General features: G+C 48.3%; 20 protein-coding genes and 1 pseudogene. All 21 read right to left on the bottom strand.

What is annotated here, in order from left to right; genetic code table 11:
• Window positions 1-316: 316 nt before the first annotated feature.
• Window positions 317-2,689, bottom strand: coding sequence for an NAD-dependent DNA ligase LigA (gene ligA / locus FXF61_RS03970; protein WP_151184037.1), 2,373 nt, complete (start codon window positions 2,687-2,689; stop codon window positions 317-319).
• A 66-nt stretch (window positions 2,690-2,755) separates the two neighbouring features.
• Window positions 2,756-3,577 (bottom strand): cell division protein ZipA, encoded by an 822-nt coding sequence (gene zipA, locus FXF61_RS03965; RefSeq protein WP_151184036.1) that lies wholly within the window; start codon window positions 3,575-3,577, stop codon window positions 2,756-2,758.
• A 603-nt stretch (window positions 3,578-4,180) separates the two neighbouring features.
• Entirely contained in the window at window positions 4,181-4,984 is an 804-nt protein-coding gene (locus FXF61_RS03960; protein ID WP_151184035.1) for an amidohydrolase, read from the bottom strand.
• Window positions 4,972-6,123 (bottom strand): pyridoxal phosphate-dependent aminotransferase, encoded by a 1,152-nt coding sequence (locus FXF61_RS03955; RefSeq protein ID WP_151184034.1) that lies wholly within the window; start codon window positions 6,121-6,123, stop codon window positions 4,972-4,974. The genes FXF61_RS03960 and FXF61_RS03955 overlap by 13 nt, the downstream gene beginning before the upstream one ends.
• A 66-nt stretch (window positions 6,124-6,189) precedes the next feature.
• Window positions 6,190-7,650 (bottom strand): ribosome biogenesis GTPase Der, encoded by a 1,461-nt coding sequence (gene der, locus FXF61_RS03950; protein ID WP_151184033.1) that lies wholly within the window; start codon window positions 7,648-7,650, stop codon window positions 6,190-6,192.
• A gap of 98 nt (window positions 7,651-7,748) precedes the next feature.
• Window positions 7,749-8,900 carry an outer membrane protein assembly factor BamB gene (bamB, locus tag FXF61_RS03945; RefSeq protein ID WP_151184032.1) on the bottom strand — a complete coding sequence of 384 codons (1,152 nt, stop codon included), beginning with the start codon at window positions 8,898-8,900 and terminating at the stop codon, window positions 7,749-7,751.
• Entirely contained in the window at window positions 8,893-9,537 is a 645-nt protein-coding gene (locus FXF61_RS03940) for a tetratricopeptide repeat protein (RefSeq protein WP_151184031.1), read from the bottom strand. Before FXF61_RS03940 ends, bamB begins: the two co-directional genes overlap by 8 nt.
• A gap of 10 nt (window positions 9,538-9,547) precedes the next feature.
• On the bottom strand, window positions 9,548-10,852 hold the full coding sequence (gene hisS / locus FXF61_RS03935; RefSeq protein WP_151184030.1) for a histidine--tRNA ligase: 1,305 nt from the start codon (window positions 10,850-10,852) through the stop codon (window positions 9,548-9,550).
• A 16-nt stretch (window positions 10,853-10,868) separates the two neighbouring features.
• Window positions 10,869-11,978 carry a flavodoxin-dependent (E)-4-hydroxy-3-methylbut-2-enyl-diphosphate synthase gene (gene ispG, locus FXF61_RS03930; RefSeq protein WP_151184029.1) on the bottom strand — a complete coding sequence of 370 codons (1,110 nt, stop codon included), beginning with the start codon at window positions 11,976-11,978 and terminating at the stop codon, window positions 10,869-10,871.
• A gap of 2 nt (window positions 11,979-11,980) precedes the next feature.
• The gene (locus tag FXF61_RS03925; protein ID WP_151184028.1) at window positions 11,981-12,892 is read right to left on the bottom strand and encodes a RodZ domain-containing protein; all 912 of its coding nucleotides are present in this window, start codon (window positions 12,890-12,892) and stop codon (window positions 11,981-11,983) included.
• Complete coding sequence (gene pilW / locus FXF61_RS03920; RefSeq protein WP_151184027.1) at window positions 12,892-13,647, bottom strand: type IV pilus biogenesis/stability protein PilW; 756 nt, start codon at window positions 13,645-13,647, stop codon at window positions 12,892-12,894. The genes FXF61_RS03925 and pilW overlap by 1 nt, the downstream gene beginning before the upstream one ends.
• Window positions 13,648-13,700: 53 nt before the next feature.
• Window positions 13,701-14,813 (bottom strand): 23S rRNA (adenine(2503)-C(2))-methyltransferase RlmN, encoded by a 1,113-nt coding sequence (rlmN, locus tag FXF61_RS03915; RefSeq protein WP_151184026.1) that lies wholly within the window; start codon window positions 14,811-14,813, stop codon window positions 13,701-13,703.
• A 26-nt stretch (window positions 14,814-14,839) separates the two neighbouring features.
• The gene (gene ndk, locus FXF61_RS03910; protein WP_151184025.1) at window positions 14,840-15,271 is read right to left on the bottom strand and encodes a nucleoside-diphosphate kinase; all 432 of its coding nucleotides are present in this window, start codon (window positions 15,269-15,271) and stop codon (window positions 14,840-14,842) included.
• Window positions 15,272-15,416: 145 nt separating this feature from the next.
• Window positions 15,417-15,617 (bottom strand): Fe-S cluster assembly protein IscX, encoded by a 201-nt coding sequence (gene iscX / locus FXF61_RS03905; RefSeq protein ID WP_151184024.1) that lies wholly within the window; start codon window positions 15,615-15,617, stop codon window positions 15,417-15,419.
• A gap of 16 nt (window positions 15,618-15,633) precedes the next feature.
• Window positions 15,634-15,971 (bottom strand): annotated as a pseudogene (gene fdx, locus FXF61_RS03900) (ISC system 2Fe-2S type ferredoxin).
• Between the two features lie 5 nt (window positions 15,972-15,976).
• Window positions 15,977-17,839: a Fe-S protein assembly chaperone HscA gene (gene hscA, locus FXF61_RS03895; protein ID WP_151184023.1), complete on the bottom strand. Its 1,863-nt coding sequence runs from the start codon at window positions 17,837-17,839 to the stop codon at window positions 15,977-15,979.
• Window positions 17,840-17,879: 40 nt separating this feature from the next.
• On the bottom strand, window positions 17,880-18,407 hold the full coding sequence (gene hscB, locus FXF61_RS03890) for a co-chaperone HscB (RefSeq protein ID WP_151184022.1): 528 nt from the start codon (window positions 18,405-18,407) through the stop codon (window positions 17,880-17,882).
• A 1-nt stretch (window position 18,408) separates the two neighbouring features.
• Window positions 18,409-18,732: an iron-sulfur cluster assembly protein IscA gene (gene iscA / locus FXF61_RS03885; protein WP_151184021.1), complete on the bottom strand. Its 324-nt coding sequence runs from the start codon at window positions 18,730-18,732 to the stop codon at window positions 18,409-18,411.
• A 1-nt stretch (window position 18,733) separates the two neighbouring features.
• Window positions 18,734-19,129 (bottom strand): Fe-S cluster assembly scaffold IscU, encoded by a 396-nt coding sequence (iscU, locus tag FXF61_RS03880; RefSeq protein ID WP_151184020.1) that lies wholly within the window; start codon window positions 19,127-19,129, stop codon window positions 18,734-18,736.
• A 29-nt stretch (window positions 19,130-19,158) separates the two neighbouring features.
• Window positions 19,159-20,373, bottom strand: a complete 1,215-nt coding sequence (locus tag FXF61_RS03875; protein WP_151184019.1) for an IscS subfamily cysteine desulfurase — start codon at window positions 20,371-20,373, stop codon at window positions 19,159-19,161.
• A 26-nt stretch (window positions 20,374-20,399) separates the two neighbouring features.
• Window positions 20,400-20,870 carry a Fe-S cluster assembly transcriptional regulator IscR gene (gene iscR, locus FXF61_RS03870; protein WP_151184018.1) on the bottom strand — a complete coding sequence of 157 codons (471 nt, stop codon included), beginning with the start codon at window positions 20,868-20,870 and terminating at the stop codon, window positions 20,400-20,402.
• Between the last annotated feature and the right edge of the window lie 127 nt (window positions 20,871-20,997).

Below are 20,997 nucleotides of genomic sequence, written 5' to 3'. Positions count from 1 at the left end.
TTAACTGACCAATAGTTTCAGCATACACCGTTTTTATAAAACCGTATTCAGCAAAAGCTAGGCTCGTAACGAACATGACTTTTCAGCTGCTGAGCAGATCTTCAACCACTGAGCAAACACCTGTTAAGAGACATGGTTGAGCATATTTTAGTAAAAAAAAAGACGGCCAATAGGCCGTCCAAATAAACATCCCGGGGGAGGAATGTTCTTACGCATGAATCTGTCTTCTCGCAGGAGGTAGACACTATGCATACTAGTCAAAAAAACGCCGCAAACAATTAAACAAAAGTCTAACCAGTCAGCATATGACTGACCGTTACCGGTTTTCTAATTGTGTCATTCGTTCGATAAACGCAGCCTCATCTAAAACTGGAATAGCCAACTCTTGCGCTCTCACCAGCTTAGAGCCAGCACTAGCACCAGCCACCACACAACTGGTTTTTGCCGAGACCGAGCCGGCCACTTTAGCGCCAAGCTGCTCCAATCGCACTTTAGCTTGCTCACGGGTTAGCTGCTCTAAGGTTCCAGTCAACACCCAAGTTTGTCCAGCTAATGGCGCCGCCTGCATCTGTGTTCGCTGACAATTCCAATGCATACCAAACTCAATCAGTTGTTGCTCTAGACACAGTGCGTGCTCTCGCTGCTCGTCCTGGCTGATAAAGTCTTGCAGCGCCAGTGCAGTGTTTTTTGACAACCGCTCAACACTACACAGGTCAAGCCAGTCTGCCGCAAACAGCGCCGCAACACTTTTAAAGTGTTGTGCAAGACGCAGTGCATTGGTGTGCGCCACACCGCTAATATTAAACTGCTCGATAAAGCCAGCCAAAGTTGCACAGGCTTGGAACGCAACATCAGTCTGCCCTTCATCGACCGCCTGCACTTGCAACTCGGCAAGCTGCGCAATCACACTTTGATTGTGGTTGTCAGCAAAAAAACTGGTGATCTCGTGCGCTACTTCTGCGCCGATTTCAGGCAACCACAACAGGGTTTGCGGATAAGCCTGTTGTAAGCGCTGCATTGAACCTAAAGCACGCGCCAACACTTTGGCGGTTTCTTCACCCACATCAGGAATACCTAGGGCGAAAATCAAGCGCGCTAAACGCGGCTGCTTACTCCCTGCAATCGCACTGAGTAAGTTACGTGCGGATACATCGGCAAAGCCATCCAACTCAAGTACTTGCTCATAGGTCAAGCGATACAAGTCGGCAGGCGAGGCTACCAGCTTGCGAGTAACCAGCTGCTCAATGATTTTCTCACCCAACCCGTCAATGTCCATCGCACGGCGCGAGACAAAGTGGATAAGGGCTTGTTGCAGCTGGGCTTGGCAGCTTAAACGCCCCATACAACGCCACACTGCACCCTCACTGACCACCTGTTTATTTTTGCTGCGACGAACCAGTTGTGTGCGCTCAACCTGCGAACCACAGACCGGACACTGGCTGGGCGCTTCGATAGCGCGCGCATCACTTGGACGACGCGCCAACAGCACTTGCGTGATCTGCGGAATCACGTCGCCAGCGCGACGCACAATCACAGTGTCACCAATCATTACACCTAAACGCGCCACTTCATCCATATTATGCAAGGTGGCATTCGAGACCATCACACCGCCAACATGCACGGGTTTTAAGCGTGCCACTGGCGTAACAGCACCGGTGCGCCCCACCTGAAACTCAACATCTAATAACTCAGTAATTTCTTCTTGCGCAGCAAACTTATAGGCTAATGCCCAGCGCGGCTCGCGCGCACGAAAACCTAAACTGTGCTGCTGCTCTAGGGCATTGATTTTAAATACCACCCCATCAATGTCATACGGCAGCTGCGCTCGACGCTGACCAATATCGGCATAGTAGGCTAAGCAACCTTCAATACTGTTGACCACTTTCAGTTCAGGACTGATGCTAATACCCCACTCGCGTAATCGCTGCAGCGTACCCGCATGGGTCTGCGCTAAATCTTCAGTGCTGCTGCCGTAGCAACAAAACTCCAGTGGCCGACTGGCGCTAATTTTCGCATCAAGCTGACGTAAGCTTCCAGCCGCAGCATTACGTGGATTGGCAAAGGGCTTTTGATCCGCTGCGAGGGCACGCTGATTGAGTAATTCGAAGCCCGCTTTTGGCATATAAACTTCACCACGCACCTCTAAATTCTCAGGCCAACCCTCACCCTGTAGCTTCAGCGGAACATTGCGAATGGTGCGCACATTAGCAGTAATATCTTCGCCGGTTTGCCCATCACCGCGGGTTGCCGCACGTACCAACACGCCCTGTTCATAACTGATACTTACGGCAAGACCATCCAGCTTAGGCTCACAGCAATACTCAATAGAAACGGGCGCAGCAGAAAATAAATCACTCTGCCCTTGGCTTGCGCCCAGTGCCTGCTCTGCACGCTGAGCAAACTCCAGAACCTGCTCCTCAGCAAAGGCATTACCCAAACTTAACATCGGCACGCCATGCTGCACTTGAATAAAAGTATCGAGGGGCTGGCCTGACACGCGCTGGGTTGGTGAGTCTGCAGTGATCAGCTCTGGGTGTTGCTGCTCCAGCTCACGTAACTGTGAAAATAAGCGATCGTACTCACTGTCCGGCACAGTGGGTGCATCTAAAACATAATAACTGTAATCATGCGCTTCAATCGTTTGGCGCAACTGTGCGATGCGTGTAGAAATAGTCTGTTTTGAATTCATGGCCTAATACTCAAACAAAAAGAGCAGCCTCAGCTGCCCTATTGCGTAGTGTCAAAATGACAAAAGCTACAACTTCTGCGTCAACCGCTGACGTTCAAAGTCAGCGATGCGTTCACGATAATGCTCAATGGTCTGCGCAGTTAATACACTGCGGTGATCATCTTTAAGATCACCATCCAGCTCTTTTGCTAACTTACGCGCTGCAGCAATCATTAAATCAAACGCCTGGCGGCTATTGCGCGGTCCAGGTAATCCCATGAAGAAACACACAGCGCGAGTACTAAATAGCTCCATATCATCTAAATCAAATGTGCCTGGATTTAGCGCATTGGCCATAGAAAATAATTTATCGCCATTGCCAGTCATGCTTTCATGGCGGTGGAAGATATCCATCGCGCCAAAGCGCAAACCGCTTTCTAAAATGCTTTGCAGCAAAGCTGGGCCTTTAAAGCCCTGTTCATTGCGTGCGACCACATGAATAATGAGAATCTCGTCATACTCAGTGCCATCACTGTCGGAACTCTCAGGCAACGGCTCATCGATATCATCGTCAAATGGGTTAAGCAGAGTCGGCACCTGCTGATCATCTAGCGACAAAGCATCAACACTTGTATCAATTGGAGGCTGTTTACGAGCTGTGCTATCGGCACGCAAAGTAACGCTTGCATCATTATCATCATCACCCAATGAGGGCTCTTGTTTGCTCACGACGCGCGCAGGGCCCATGATCTCTGGATTATCTTCTTCTGGCAGGTCAGCCAAGTTACGATCCAAACGAAACTTTAATGTATTTCTATTACCACTCATACGACGCCAAGCATCAAACAAAATAGCAGCGATAACGATAACACCGATAACAATTATCCACTCTCGCAAACCGATATCCATGAGATACGTTAACTCCTATGACCAATAAATAAAAAAGGGCCTCGCAACCCTACACGGGTGATGCCTGCATACGCATTCAGAATACATCACACCAAAAATTTAAACTAAATCCAATATATTGAGCAACCAGCTTATATCATTAACATTTAGAGCTACAAACTGCGCTGGTGTTCCATAACTTACGCAAATGCTGAATAATTACCTGTATTGTCAGGGCGGTGTTAAAAAACGGCTCACAATCTTTAGATTGAACGTGCTTTAGCACGGCCCCGAAGGGGAGCGAAGCGAATAAAATGCTCATTTACCACCTGTAAACTGCACTTTCTCGCCGATTTGACTCGCTAGCGCTCGCCCTTCGGGCCAGCCTTTGGCTGTTACTCCCGTTGTTCGTTGCGCCCAGCCCTGACTGCCTCGCCAACATTATTCAGTGCTTCCTAACATCTATATTAGCAAAGTTCATAGTAAAACTAATCTTATTAGCGACTATTAAGCGCAATAAAATTATAAACGATCCATTTAGCAGACCCAACAAACCAATAAAACAGCTGGACCCAGCCTATTACAAAAAACCAACCGCCATGCACTCAGGCATCTGTACTCAAGTCATTGCCAACTAAAGGCATCGGCATCTAAATATGCAGGAAAACGCTGTTTGAACTGAACCAATGCAGCCGCTTGTAGCATTGCATAATAAACTCCCGCTTGCGCACCCGCATGTAATAGCGTTTCACCCATAAAATCAAGTACTTGGCTATCACCGCTATGGGCATGCCCTTGATGGTCATCACCGGTACGGTTAACCGCAGCAACATAGCATAAATTTTCAATCGCACGCGCGGGCAGCAGGCGATTCCAAGCCGCGCGGCGTACAGCAGGCCAACTCGCCACGTACAGCAGTAGATCTGTATGCTGTGCATCGCGACTCCACACCGGAAAGCGCAAGTCATAACAAATCAATGGACGAATACGCCAACCTTTTAGCTCAACCTGCAGTTGTTGTTGACCGGCAGTGAAATGATTGTGCTCGCCAGCCATACGAAACAAATGACGCTTGTCATAGTGCGCAAAGCTGCCATCGGGCCGCGCCCAAATCAGGCGATTACGATAATCCCCCATCGCCACTTCGGTGATTAAACTGCCACACACCACTGCATTTAAGCGCTTGGCTTGTTGTAGCAGCCACTGCGTGGTCGGCCCCATCTCTGGCTCAGCCTGCGCAGCTGAATCCATGGTAAAAGCACTGTTAAACATTTCCGGCAATAGCACCAAATCAACAGGCTCTTGCTGTACTTCTATATCATCTAACGCCTGGGAAAAATAAGCTAAGTTTGCAGCCACGTCGTGTCTTACTGACGGCCCCTGCACTAAAGCTAAGCGTAAATCAGGCAGTGCATTTAAATCGCACATAATTTTTCTCCAGCCAAGCTCAAAGTATCTTCTTGTTTAGCAAAACACACCCGCAACAGATGCTGATCAACAGGCGCTTGCTGATAGAATACCGATAATGGAATACTGGCTACGCCATGCTCTGTCGTCAGCCAATGTGCCATTTGCACATCGTTTAAATCATCCCGAATAGCGCGATAATCAAGCAATTGAAAATAAGTACTGGCTGTTGGCACAAAGGTAAACCGCGAGTTTTCTATCGCCAAGCACAACTGATCACGTTTGCGCTGATAAAAAGCCGGTAACTGATCGACATGCTCAGGCTGAGCCTGCATAAAGTCCGCTAAGGCATGCTGTATCGGTGTCACCGCACAAAAACTCACATACTGATGCACTTTACGTAACTCGGCAGTGAGCTTTGCCGGCGCCACCATATAACCGGTTTTCCAGCCAGTGACATGGTAGGTTTTGCCAAAGGAACTGACCACACAAGCGCGTTGATACAGCTCTTCATGGGTTAAAACACTGCAGTGCGACTGATCATCAAAAACCAAGTGCTCATAGACTTCATCACTGAGCAGGTAAACATCGCGCTCACGAATCAAATCAGCCAATTGCTGCAAATCGCTGCGTTGTAGCACAGCGCCACTGGGGTTATGCGGACTGTTGATAATCACTAAGCGCGTGCGCTCAGTTAAGGCGTCAGCAAATTTTTGCCAATCGACAGAGAAATCCACACTATTAAGTGCAATATGCACACAACGACCACCGGCTAAGGTGACTGCTGGCGCATAACTGTCGTAGCAGGGATCAAAGACAATCACCTCATCACCGGCACGCACTAAGGTTTGAATGGCGCAAAACAGCGCCTGTGTCGCACCGGGCGTAATAGTGACTTCTTTATCTGCGCACACTGGGTTTCGGTATAAACGAGCAATTTTGCTGGCAACGTGCTCGCGCAAAGCTGCCACGCCTGTCATTGCACCGTACTGGTTATGCCCAGCTTGCACATGGCGCTGCAGCGCTTCTTTTAATGCCTCTGGTGCATCAAAGTCAGGAAAACCCTGTGATAAATTTAACGCACCATGTGCATCAGCTAGCTGTGACATCTGCGAAAAAATGGTCAACCCGACCTGAGGTAATTTACTCTGCAGCTGCATTTTATCATCTCTAAAATGAGGTCACCGCGAAAGCCAAGCGCTGCTATAAGTGCTTGGCGACACCGCTTACTTTTTCTTCTTGCGCAGATCTCTTTCTTTTTTATTGGCCATTAGGCGGCGTTTTTTATTCACCTGGCGCTCGCTGAGTTTGTTCTTCTTGCCTTCAAAGGGGTTTGAGCCACCTTTAAACTCAATACGAATCGGTGTACCCACCAGTTTCAAAACGCGTCGATAGGTATTTTCTAAATAACGCACATAGCTTTTAGGCACAGCATCAACCTGATTACCATGAATGATAATCAGCGGTGGATTCGCGCCACCTAAGTGCGCATAACGCAATTTAATACGATGCCCGCCGACAATTGGCGGCTGATGTTCACGCACGGCATCCTCAAGAATTTGCGTCAAACGATTGGTTGGCCAGCGGGTTATGGCCGAGGTAAAGGCATTTTGCACAGACTTATACAAATGCCCGACGCCCGTACCGTGCAACGCAGAAATAAAGTGAATATCAGCAAAGTCGACAAAATAAAGACGCCGCTCCAACTCTTTTTTTGCATACTCGCGCTCACTCGGCTGCATGCCGTCCCATTTATTCAGTGCGATCACAATTGCGCGGCCCGACTCTAAAGCAAAACCTAACAAGTTCAGATCGTGGTCAACCACACCTTCACGCGCATCCATCACAAAGATCACCACGTTGGCGTCTTTAATCGCCTGCAGGGTTTTCACCACTGAGAACTTTTCAACTTCTTCTGAAATTCTGCCACGACGGCGCACACCCGCAGTATCAATCAGGGTGTACTTTTCATCATCGCGCTCAAATGGGATATAGATGCTGTCACGTGTCGTTCCCGGCTGGTCATACACCACTACGCGCTGCTCACCGAGCATGCGATTCACCAATGTTGATTTACCAACGTTAGGTCGACCAATAATTGCGATTTTAATGCCGTCTTTAGCATCAGGTCCGGGGATACGTTTGAGATCTTCACCTTCAACAATGCTATCTAAATCAATTTCATCAATTACATCTTTAGCAAAGCTGCCGAGAGTTAACTCAAGCATTTGCGTGATACCACGGCCATGCGCCGCAGCGATTGCTACAGAGTGACCTAAGCCCAACGGACTAAACTCAGCCAAAGCAATATTTTCATCGAGATGATCAACTTTATTGACCACCACCAAAGTGGTTTTATTACGCTTGCGCAGATGCTCAGCAATCATTAGATCAGAGGGACACATGCCATCACGCGCATCAACTAAAAACAGCACCACATCTGCTTCTTCAATCGCGAGCAGCGACTGTTCGGCCATTTTCGCATCAATACCATCTTCATCACCGCTAATACCACCGGTGTCGATCAAAATATAACTGCGATCCTGCCACTTCGCTTCACCGTATTGGCGATCACGCGTCAGCCCAGGAATATCGCCTACAATCGCATCGCGGGATCTAGTCAGGCGGTTAAACAACGTCGATTTGCCGACATTAGGTCGGCCCACCAGAGCAATTACGGGAACCATTGGCTCCTCCAGCGATAATTCAAAAAACACAAAAGCCGCTGTCGATCTAACGACAGCGGCCAAACTCTTTGCTAAATAGGTGTTTCCTACCTAACAGCTTACTTAATGGTTAGGGCAACTAACTTGCCACCATTACCGTAAACATACAGCCAGCCACCAACCACTAAGGGTTGTACACGCAATCCTTTGCTATCAATTCGTGTACGAGCGATAAAACGCCCATCAACTTGACTCAGAATATGCAGGTAACCTTCAAGATCACCTACAGCGATATAGCTTGAGAATACTGCAGGTGCAGACAACTGCCGACGCAGCAATGCACTGTTACTCCACATCGCGGTTGCTGAACGCTCATCAACACTCTCGATTGTGCCATCAGCTAAACTGACATAGGCATTACCAAAACCTTCGGCAACACCAACATAACTGGATGCCTCGCGCTGCCAAAGGACTTGGCCACTTTGCGCATCAAGACCAGCGACACGGCCTTGATAGCTGGCAACATATAAGGTATTTCCAGACAGTAATAAACCGCCATCAATATCGACCATACGCTCAAGCTCTGTACGCCCAGATGGAACTGCCACACGCTGCTCCCAAATTGGCAAACCACGCTGCGTATCAATGGCAATGACTTTGCCTGTCGACAAACCTGCATAGGCAACATAGTCAGTCAGTAAAGGCGCACCCGTGCCGCGCAAGGTCAATACCGCTGGCGTGCTTTCATAAATCCAACGCTGTTGTCCCGTTGTCGCTTCTAAAGCAATCAAGCGATCATCTTGCGTCTGTACGACGACCACATCACCATTACTGACTGGCGCAGCTAACACCTCACTGGTCACTTTGCTGCGCCACAGATCTTCACCGCTACTGGCATTTAAAGCAATCACATCACCACTGAGTGTGCCTAGCAATAACATGCCGGAGCCTACACCGACACCGCCGGAAATATTCTGTTTAAGCTTACGCGTCCAGACTGTTTTACCGGTGAAACGATTTAACGCAGACACACGACCATTCACGTCAGTCGCAAATATATGGTCGCCATCAACCGCAGGCGTCAAAGTATTCCAAAGTTTGCCTTGGCCAGCACCTACGGATGTACTCCATTCTTTTTTAAGCTGTATCTCGCTGGTGATTTTTTCTAGCGCTTGTGGCTTTAGCTCTTTTTTGCTTGTGCTGCTGCAGCCCACGGCTAGCAGTGCCAAAGCAAGCACAGCCATATACTTGTATCGTTTCAAGTTAGGCATCCTTATCACTTAGGTTGTCGAGTTTCATCAATAAGTTACCTGCCGCCGCTTCAGGCGACAAGGCTTTCTGAGCGTTTAAATAAGCTGCTTTAGCTTCAACAGGTCGCTCTAAAACAACCAAAGCGTCACCGCGCAACTCTTCACGTGTCGCAATAAAAGCAGGTTGAACTTTAGCATCCAGCAACTTCAATGCCTGCTCCGCTTGTTCTTGCGCGATAAGCACACGCGCTAAGCGCTGACGAGCCAATTCTTGCAAGGTGTCATTAGCAGGTTTTGCAAGAATCTCATTGAGTTCAAGCGCGGCATCATCCAGTTGATTCTTATCCACTGCAACTTTAACAGCTAATAAACCCGCATACTGTGCATAAGCATTATCAGGATTAACTTTTTTAATCTCTGCTAACAATTTGGCTACATGCTGAGCATCAATCTGCTCGCTCGGTACTAAAGCGGCTTCTAGCAATTGCTGATACAAAACAGATGAGGTGTGCGCCTGGTTAGCCTGATGCTTTTGCCAGGTCTGCCAACCAAATACAATCACTAGCGCTAACACACCACCCATCAATAACGGTTTGCCGTTGCGCTGCCACCACTCTTTAATCAGCGCAATTTGTTCTTCTTCAGTATGATCGCTCACGCTGATACTCCTAATTAGTTAATGATGAATCGTACTGGAAAAAACACTTTAAGTGCTCAGCTAAACCAGCCCAAGCGACAGATTGTTGCTCAGCATCGGTACGCAAAGGTTTAATCGCAACCGTCTCAGATTGCAGCTCATCCTCGCCCAGTATTAAGGCATACAATGCACCACTTTTGTCAGCTTTTTTAAACTGACTTTTAAAGCTGCCAGCACCTGCATTGACCTGTAAACGCAGATTTGGTATCGCATCACGCAACTGCTCGGCTAAGGTTAACGCAGCCAGTTCACTGCTCTCGCCAAATGCACAAAAATAGATATCCACTTGCCGTGATAACTCTTCTGGGGTTTGGCCTAATGTTTCTAGCATTAAAATCAGGCGTTCAACACCCATGGCAAAACCCACGCCTGGGGTTGCCCGACCGCCCATTTGCTCAATCAGTCCATCATAACGACCACCGGCACACACAGTACCTTGCGCACCCAGCTGATCGGTGACCCACTCAAACACCGTCTCACAATAATAATCTAAGCCGCGCACTAGACGAGGATTAATCACATAGGGCACACCGGCAGCATCAAGACGCGCACGTAAACCGGCAAAATGCGCCTTCGATGCTTCATCTAAATAGTCCTCAAGCTGCGGCGCAACGCCTAATAACGCTTGGGTATCTGGATTTTTGCTGTCTAAGACACGCAATGGATTGGTTAATACGCGACGCTGACTGTCTTCATCAAGCTGATCGTGACGTGCATTTAAATACTCAACCAATGCTTCACGATAAACACCACGCGCAGCAGCTGTACCTAAGCTATTAAGCTCTAAAGTGACGTACTGACTGATACCCAGTTTTTTCCATAAGCGCCAAGTTAAAACAATGAGTTCCGCATCCACATCAGGACCGGGCAAATTAAAGGCTTCAACGCCCACTTGCTGAAACTGGCGATAGCGACCTTTTTGCGGACGCTCATGACGAAACATTGGGCCTTGATACCAAAGCTTTTGCACTTGTCCGCCACCGGCTAGGCTATGCTCCAGCACCGCCCGCACACAACTGGCAGTGCCTTCTGGGCGCAATGTCAGAGAATCACCATTACGATCGGCAAAGGTGTACATTTCTTTTTCGACAATATCGGTGACTTCACCAATAGAGCGTTTAAACAACTCAGTAAATTCAACAATGGGCATGCGTATCTGCCGATAGCAATAGCTGTCAAGCAACTCGGCAACAGTTTTTTCAAAATAGCGCCACAGTGGTGTTTGGTCTGGCAAAATATCATTCATGCCGCGAATGGCTTGTAATGGTTTACTCACAAAATTCCCTTAGCAATTAACTGCGCGCAATCATGGCAGCCTCAGCTGCAACTTTTTCACTGGCTCGCTGGCGAATCAGCGCTTCAAGCTTGTCCACCAAATGCTCATTATCTAATTTTTGTACCGGCTTGCCATCGATATAGAGCAAGTTAGGTGAGCCGCCGGTCAAGCCAACATCCACTTCTTTTGCTTCACCTGGGCCATTGACCACGCAACCAATGATGGCAACATCCAGCGGCACTAACAAATCTTCTAAGCGCACCTCTAGCTCATTCATGGTTTTAACCACGTCAAAGTTTTGTCTGGAGCAGCTAGGACAAGCAATAAAGTTAATCCCTCGTGAGCGCAGTTTGAGCGACTTCAAAATATCAAAGCCAACTTTAATTTCTTCTACAGGGTCTGCCGCCAGCGATACGCGAATGGTATCGCCAATACCATCATTGAGCAGCATCCCTAAACCAACCGCAGACTTAACCGTACCCGAGCGTAAGCCACCCGCCTCTGTAATACCCAAGTGCAAGGGCTGCTCAATAACTTTCGCCAGTTGCCGGTAGGCCTCAACTGCCATAAAAACACCTGAGGCTTTAACGCTGACTTTAAAGTCTGGATAGTTCAAACGATCCAGATGCTCAACATGGCGCAAGGCTGACTCAACCAAAGCTTCTGCCGTTGGCTCGCCATATTTTTTTTGTAAATCTTTTTCTAAGGAACCCGCGTTGACACCAATACGGATCGGAATACCACGATCACGTGCCGCATCAACCACGGCTTTGACTCGTGCTTCATTGCCAATATTGCCTGGGTTAATCCGCAAGCAATCAACACCCAACTCTGCTACGCGCAGGGCAATACGATGATCGAAATGAATATCAGCCACCAATGGGACATGCACTTGCTTTTTGATTTTGCCAAAGGCTTCAGCTGCTTCCATATCCGGTACAGAAATGCGCACAATATCAGCACCGGCCTGCTCTAAACGTAAAACCTGCGCAACAGTAGCAGCAACATCACAGGTGTCAGTATTGGTCATGCTTTGCACACTGATTGGCGCATCACCACCGACAGCAACTGAGCCGACATAGATTTTTCGTGAAACACGACGTTTAATTAAAGATTGTTCATGCATGACTATTGGCCCAGTGTAATTCTGGCGGTTTCGCCACTAATCGACGCACTAAAGTCGACAGGCTCACCATTATAAATAATGCTTACACCTTTGGCATAACCTAAATGGATATTGAGCGGCGCTTTACCGGTAACATTCAACTGCTGACCCGCACGATTTAAACCACTGCTTATTTCTGTACCATCGGCATCCTGTACACGCACCCAGCTGTCATTAGCAAAACTCAGCTGCAAAACACCCATTCCAGGTTCAAGCTGTAATTGTGCATCGCTGCTCGCCTCATTAAGCTCAATCGCTTGCTCCGTTTGCACAGGTTGCTCTTCTTCGTTATCGAGCAATGATTGTTCTGTCAACTCTGTACTGTCCGCCGGATCAGATTCTAAAGCAATATCACCCGCTTGCTCTTCCAGCTCATCTAGGGTCTGCACATGTACAGAACCATCGGCACGCTCAACTTCAACACGATCAAAAACGGCTGACTGGCTACTGTCTTGTGGTTTTGCTGCATTAAATGTTTGCCAAGCATAGTAGGCAGCACCTGCGGCAATCACAAAAACCGCAAAGGCACTGAACTGCAGCATGCCGCGCGAAACGCGACGTGCCTCACCGACTCGATCAATACTGTGCACCGCACTGTCTATAGTGCTGCTACCAACCTGCTTGTCAAACTGCTCAACCAGCTGATCAGCATTCAAGCCCAGCACTTTTGCATAGCTGCGGATATAACCACGCGCAAAAGTAACACCCGGCAGGCGCTCAAACTGGCTTGCTTCTATAGACTCTACTGCATTAGCAGTCAGATTTAGCTTGTTAGCCACTTCCGCTATGGTCCAGTCGGCGGCTAGCCGCGCGTTGCGTAGAACGTCGCCTACCGCAACAGTTTGCACGTCTGTCTCTAAAGATGCATCGCTCATCACTGCTCCGATTGATACTGTTTGTACTCAGCACTCGCAGGATACAAACGCTTAAGTTGCAGCCCTAAACTAGCGGCTTGATTTCGGTCTTGGAATATTTTAGCCAAACGTGAACCGAGTAATAAGCTGCGCGCAGAATGCTCGCTCAGCTGTGTAAAAGATTGATAATAGCGCTGTGCAGGAACGTAGTCTTGTCGCTCATACAATAACAACGCCATCTCTAACAATGCTCGCGGCTGCTGCGGGTTTAAGCGCAACGATCGCTCAAAATGCTTCATCGCCAAAGGCTTATTATCTAAGCGCAAAGCAGTTAGTCCCATGTTTTCAAAAACCCGTGAGCGCCCACCATACATGGTGTCTTTTGAAGCTGCAGTAAATTGCTCAAAGGCTTTCTGATACTCACCCTGTTCGTACAAAAAACTACCGTAGTTGTTTTGAATGCGGGGATTGACACCTTGCGACAGTGCTTTACGAAAATGCTGATCAGCCAGCTCAGGCTCTAGTTCATTTTGAAACACTAAAGCTAAAGCAGCATGCGCATCTGCACTGTTAGAGTCAATATCCAAGGCTTTTTGTAATGGCATCTTTGCTTGTTCAGAACTGCCTTGCTGCAAATAACCAATGCCTAACTGAATGTACGCATCACGTGCCTGATTGCGACCCTCTTCAGTACGTAATGGCGGCTTGTTACCGCTTGACACGCATGCACTGAGCACAACACATAAAGCCAGCAAGAGTCCCGTTCGAACATTCATATCCACTTCCTTAAATTCGACACGCTGTCTAAATGATCAGCAACAATATTCATTTAGCTATTAACTTGGCGCACGGCAATATAACGCTCACTACGACGTGTGCGGTCTTGTACTTGCCCGACCAACTGCCCACAGGCCGCATCAATATCTTCACCACGCGGCATGCGCACTGTCACACTATAACCACCATGGTGCAAGGTGTCTTGGAAACGACGAATCGCATTATTGCTGGGACGCTCGTAACCTGAATGCGGAAATGGGTTAAACGGGATTAAGTTAACCTTACAAGGAACATCTTTCAACAATTCAACCAATTGTTCAGCGTGCTCTGGCTGATCGTTAATATCTTTAAGCAGGGTATATTCAATGGTTAAAAAACGTTTTTCACCGAGCTTTGCGATGTAACGCTTACACGCCGCTAACACCACATGCAGCGGATACTTTTTATTGACCGGAACTAAAGTATTGCGCAATTCATCATTTGGCGCATGCAAAGATAAAGCCAAAGACACATCAATATGCTCGCCGAGTTTATCAACCATCGGCGCCACACCAGCAGTCGATAAGGTCACTTTGCGCTTAGAAATACCATAGCCAAAATCATCCAGCATGATACTCATAGCACTGACAACATTATCAAAATTGAGCAGCGGCTCACCCATACCCATCATCACCACATTGGTGATTGCACGCTCAGCGCTAGCCGGAACGGAGCCAAATGACTTGGACGCGATCCATACTTGGCCAATAATTTCAGCACTGGTTAAATCACTATTAAAACCTTGCTTGCCTGTTGAGCAGAAGCTGCAATCGAGCGCGCAACCTGCTTGCGAGGAGACACACAAAGTACCACGTGCACCTTGCGGTATATACACTGTTTCAACACAGCTGCCTGAAGCAACACGCACCACCCATTTGCGGGTGCCATCGCTGGAAATATCTTCACTGACGATTTCTGGCCCACGAATTTCAGCACAGGCACTGAGCTTTTCTTGCAACGCCTTACTGAGATTGGTCATGGCTGCAAAATCATCTACAGCAAAATGGTGAATCCACTTCATAACCTGATCAGCGCGAAACTTTTTTTCACCAATGGAGGCAAAAAACGCAATCAACTGCTCACGCGTTAAGCCAAGCAGATTCACTTTTTCAGTTACAGTTGTCATGGATTCACCTTGTTGCCTATCCGTTATTAACGGATGCGGTCACATACTTCAGTTGCTGCGAAGAAGTATGAAATTTCACGTGCAGCAGCTGCTTCTGAGTCAGAACCATGCACAGCGTTTTCATCAATAGATACTGCGAAATCTGCGCGGATCGTGCCTGCAGCAGCTTCTTTAGGGTTGGTTGCGCCCATCAGTTCACGGTTGGCAGCAATTGCGTTCTCGCCTTCTAAAACCTGAACGATAACAGGGCCTGAGGTCATAAAACTAACGAGATCATTGTAGAAAGGACGCTCTTTGTGCTCAGCGTAAAAACCGCCTGCTTCGCGCTCTGACAATTGCAGCATTTTTGAAGCAACAACGCGTAAACCTGCTTTTTCAAAACGTGAAGTGATTTCACCAACAACGTTTTTTGCAACAGCGTCAGGCTTGATGATTGAGAATGTACGTTGAACAGTCATGTAGAACTCCAGGTAAATTAAGTTTTTAAAAGGACCAAACCCGCGAATTATACGCGGGTTTGTAAGAAATGCGTAGCCAATCACAAAGGTACTTAGCAGCCACTCATTGTTTTATTAGACTAAGCTCAAATAGTTGAGCTTAGAACTACTCTATTTCTTCAATCCAAGCTGCTTGTATAGCTTCAAGAATTTTCTCACCACTGCGCTCAGGGTCATCATCAAACTCAGGCAGCTCGGTTACTAAGCGGCGTAAATTCACAAAATTAATCGTGCGCGGATCAATATCTTCATGCTTTTCACTGAGCGAAATAGCAATTTCAAGCACATCTATCCATTTTAATTTCATTTTAGACACCCCTCAGTCACTGACGTTCTGATACTTGGTTGATAGTGTATTTTGGAATTTCTACCGTCAGATCAGTATCTTTGACCACTGCTTGGCATGACAAGCGTGAATCTGGCTCAAGCCCCATGCTTTATCCAGCATGTCATCCTCTAACTCATCTGACTCTTCCATTGACTCAAGGCCTTCACGAACAATCACATGGCAGGTTGTACAAGCGCAGGACATTTCGCAGGCGTGCTCAATTTCAATACCATTGCGCAGCGCAGCGTCCATAATAGTTTCACCAGGGATTGCTTCAATTACCGCACCTTCTGGGCAATGCTCAGCATGAGGCAAAAATATAATTTGCGGCATTGGGGTTAACCCTCCATTTCATTAAGTTGTCGCCCAGCCAAAGCGGATTTCACAGTGGCATCAAGGCGGCGTGCAGCGAACACGTTCGTTGCATGATTAAGCTGCTGGACATGGCGTGCGATAGCGTTGATATCCTCAGCTTTACGCACCTCATCCAGCGCACTCATACGCTCTTCGATTGCAACACGCTCCTGCGCTGTCAATAACGCATCGGCGTCAGCGTGCAGCGCGGCACGAACAGTTTCTAACAAACGCTCGGCATCAACACGCTGCTCTTGTAACGCGCGGGCTTGTTTATCCAGCTCAGCATTCTCAAATGACTCTTTGAGCATGCTGCTAATTTCTGTGTCGGTTAAACCATAAGAAGGCTTCACCTGAATACTCGCCTCAACACCACTACCCAGCTCACGCGCAGTTACCCCAAGCAGGCCATCCGCATCGACCTGAAAGGTCACACGTATTTTTGCAGCACCGGCAACCATCGGTGGTATACCGCGCAGCTCAAAACGCGCCAATGAGCGGCAATCACTGACCAACTCTCGCTCACCCTGCAGCACGTGCACAGCCATTGCCGTTTGTCCGTCGCGTGCAGTGGTAAAGTCTTGCGCGCGGGTCACAGGTATGGTGGTGTTACGTGGAATAATTTTCTCGACTAAATCACCCATGGTTTCTAGGCCGAGCGACAATGGCGTGACATCAAGCAGCAGTAACTCATCGCCTTCACGTTTATTCCCAACTAAAGTATCGGCTTGAATCGCAGCACCAATGGCAACCACTTGATCAGGATCGATATCAATCTTTGGCGCGCAATTAAACAGCTCACCAACGCGCGCTCGCACCAGAGGTACACGGGTTGAGCCCCCCACCATAACCACCGACTCAATTTCATCAAGCTCAACTTCAGAATCGCGCAGTGCGCGCCGGCAGGCCCTGAGGCTGCGCGCAACCAAAGGTTCAATCAACGCATCAAATACATCACGGGTTAAACTGCCCTGCCAACCGGCATACTCAACAGCAACATGCTCTTGTGTGGTTAAAGTTTCTTTTGCAGCACAGGCCAGCTCCAACAAATCGCGTTGCGCGCTCGGCGCCAGATCACTGGATAAGCCTGCTTGTTCAATCACCCAATGCGCAATCGCATGATCAAAGTCATCACCACCGAGCGCACTATCACCGCCGGTTGCCAACACTTCAAACACGCCACGACTCAAACGTAAAATGGACACATCAAAGGTGCCGCCGCCCAAATCATAAATAGCAACCACACCTTCCGCCTGCTGATCCAAGCCATAGGCAACGGCAGCCGCTGTCGGCTCATTGAGCAAACGTAAAACATTTAGACCCGCTAAACGTGCCGCATCTTTGGTGGCTTGGCGCTGCGCATCATCAAAGTAAGCCGGCACAGTGATTACCACACCCACCAGCTCTCCGCCTAGCGCAGCCTCACCGCGCTCACGCAGTGCTTGTAAAATACTGGCTGATACTTCGACCGGGCTCTTAGGCCCCTGCACCGTCTCAATAAACGGCATGTGTGATTTGCCAGCCTGAAAGCGGTAAGGCAACTGCTCACCCAATTGCTGCACATCAGCAAGTCCGCGCCCCATCAGACGCTTTACTGACAAAATACAATTATACGGATCACTGGCTGCAGCTTCACGCGCACTACGTCCGACTTCGATTCGATCAGCGTGATAACGCACAGCAGATGAGAGTGCGACGCGCCCTTGGGCATCAGGTAATGCTTGCGCTATACCATCACGCACGGTCGCCACTAATGAGTTGGTAGTACCTAAGTCAATCCCAACGGCGAGGCGCTGTTGATGAGGCTGGGGGCTTTGTCCAGGTTCGGCAATCTGTAGTAAGGCCATACGGATCTTTAATCTGACAGCCTGCAACGCAGGCTTTGGGTTAATCGTCTAAGCGCTCTTCTAACTGACGCACTTCATAAAACATCTTATCCAAAAATTGCATACGACGCGCCAAGCGCTCAGCTTGTTCACGCTGCTGCGGATCATTGATGCAATCGTCAAAAGCACTGTCTATTGCAACGCGCGCCCGTCTGAGTTCTTGCTCAAAACTCGCCAAGCCTTCAAGGTCAGCGTGCTCCTGCAAGGTTTCAAGCTGTTCGCGCCACTCCATTTGCTGGAATAAAAACTCACCGTCTTCGATGGTTGTTTCATCAGGCAAATCGGCATGCTGACGCAACAAATACAGCGCACGCAGGGTCGCTGACTTCAGTGTTTGAAATGCATCATTGAGCTGCGCAGCACGCTCGACTGCTAGACGCTGCTCAGCAGCCGGCGCGCTACTAAACCGGTCGGGATGCACCTCTTTGGCCAGCTCACGATATTTCGCAGCCAACGCTTGGCTGTCAATAACAAACGTCGGCTGCAAATCAAACAGTGCAAAGTAATCAACGCGCTCGGTGTCTGCCATATTACACACTGAAGCTTTCGCCGCAGCCGCATTCGCCACGCACGTTGGGGTTATTAAATTTGAAGCCTTCATTAATTCCTTCACGGACAAAATCAAGCTCGGTGCCATCAATGTACGCAAGGCTTTTTGGGTCAATAATGACCTTCATGCCAAAGCTTTCAAACACTTCGTCATCGGCTTCTAGCTCATCAACAAACTCAAGCACATACGCCATACCCGAACAACCCGTGGTGCGCACACCAAGGCGAATACCTTGGCCGCTACCACGCTTTTCAAGTGAGCGCCGCACATGATCTGCTGCGGCTTCTGTTAAGCTGATTGCCATATCAAACCTCTTTGATTAAGCCTTTTTTCTGCTTGTAATCACGTACCGCAGCTTTGATCGCATCTTCCGCTAAAACTGAGCAGTGAATTTTCACGGGTGGCAACGCCAACTCTTCAGCAATAGTGGTGTTTTTAATCAACTCAGCCTCATCAATGGTTTTACCTTTCATCCATTCTGTAGCAAGTGAGCTGGATGCAATCGCAGACCCACAGCCGTACGTTTTAAATTTTGCATCTTGAATCACACCGTCATCACTGACTTGAATTTGCAGGCGCATCACATCGCCACACGCCGGAGCGCCGACCATGCCGGTACCTACATCAGCTGCATCAGCATCCATTTTGCCAACGTTACGGGGATTCTCGTAGTGGTCTAAGACCTTATCACTGTATGCCATGATGATATTCCTTACTTAATGGGCAAGCATTAATGTGCTTGCCACTCAACTTTAGAGAGATCAACGCCGTCATTATGCATATCCCACAACGGGGATAAATCACGTAGACGCTGCACTGCTTCGCGAATTTGTCCGGCAGCGTGATCAACTTCTTCTTCGGTAGTAAAGCGGCCGAAGGTGAAGCGAATTGAACTGTGCGCTAATTCATCACTGCGGCCTAACGCGCGCAGCACATAGGAAGGCTCAAGCGAAGCCGAAGTACAGGCTGAACCTGAGGAAACAGCCATGTCTTTTAAAGCCATAATCAATGACTCACCTTCAACATAGTTGAAGCTGAGGTTTAAATTGTGCGGCACGCGCTGAGTTGCACTGCCATTTAAGTACAGCTCATCCATGTCACGCACTTTGTCATAAAAACGCTTATTCAGTTCTGCGATACGCTTGTTTTCTTCTGCCATTTCTAGGCGAGCCAACTCAAAAGCCTCACCCATACCAACGATCTGGTGGGTCGCTAGCGTACCCGAACGCATACCGCGCTCATGTCCACCGCCGTGCATTTGTGCTTCTAAGCGTACGCGTGGTTTACGGCGCACATACAGCGCACCCATACCTTTAGGTCCATAGGCCTTGTGCGCAGAGAATGACATCAAATCAACTTTGAGCTTCTCAAGATCAATTTCAATTTTACCGGCTGACTGAGCTGCATCAACATGGAACAACACGCCTTTTGAGCGAGTCAACTCACCAATTGCAGCAATGTCATTAATAGTACCGATCTCGTTATTGACATGCATGATCGACACCAAAACTGTATCTTCACGCATCGCAGCAGCAACCATATCTGCAGTCACTAGACCGTCTTCAGTTGGATCTAAATAGGTGACCTCATAGCCTTCACGCTCAAGTTGACGCGTGGTATCAAGCACCGCTTTGTGCTCAAGCTTAGAGGTAACAATATGCTTACCCTTGCTTACATAAAAGTGAGCAACACCTTTAATTGCTAAGTTGTTTGATTCCGTAGCACCTGAGGTCCAAACAATTTCACGCGGGTCTGCTTTAATCAGATCAGCAACCTGACGGCGTGCGTTTTCAATTGCTTCTTCAGCACGCCAGCCATACACATGGGAGCGTGACGCCGCATTACCAAAATTGCCGTCTAAGGTCAGGCATTCACACATTTTTTCAGCAACCCTTGGATCAACAGGTGTGGTCGCTGAATAGTCTAGATAAATCGGCAGTTTCATTGTAACTCTCCTCACGGTCTGCGCCTTCACTCTAAGGTGGACGCCTGAATTTTATTTGCTGCGCGCTGATTCTGACGCAATGCAACTTTTTGAATGTCTTGGCGCGCAACCAGATCCGCCAAGCTGATACCACTTAAAAAACTGTGTATTTGTTTACTTAAATCACACCATAAACGATGAGTTAAGCACTCATCACCGTCCTGGCAGTCACCTAAACCCTGGCAGCGAGTAGCGTCAACAGACTCATCCACTGCATCTATAACCTGAACAATCTGAATATCAGCAGGCGCATACGCCAACCGGTAGCCACCACCAGGCCCTCGAACACTATTGACGAGCGCACCGCGGCGCAATTTTGCAAACAACTGCTCAAGATAGGATAGGGATATTCCTTGTCTTTCAGATATATCTGCAAGAGGCACTGGCCCGTCCTGTGCATTCAATGCCAAATCAAGCATCGCTGTCACGGCATAGCGGCCTTTGGTTGTCAGTCGCATAAAATAAATACCGGTGGAAGTAAATTTCAAGTTCGATTATGCAATAACCCAGCAACTTGGTCAACTATTAATCCCGATCAAATCACTCAAGATTGACCAGCCACGCATTCTAACAGCCCATACCCTC

The organism is Pseudomonas sp. C27(2019), from assembly GCF_008807395.1.
GTDB lineage: Bacteria > Pseudomonadota > Gammaproteobacteria > Pseudomonadales > Pseudomonadaceae > Denitrificimonas.
Note: the sequence above shows the minus strand (reverse complement) of the source record. Positions and strands in the feature narration are given on the sequence as shown.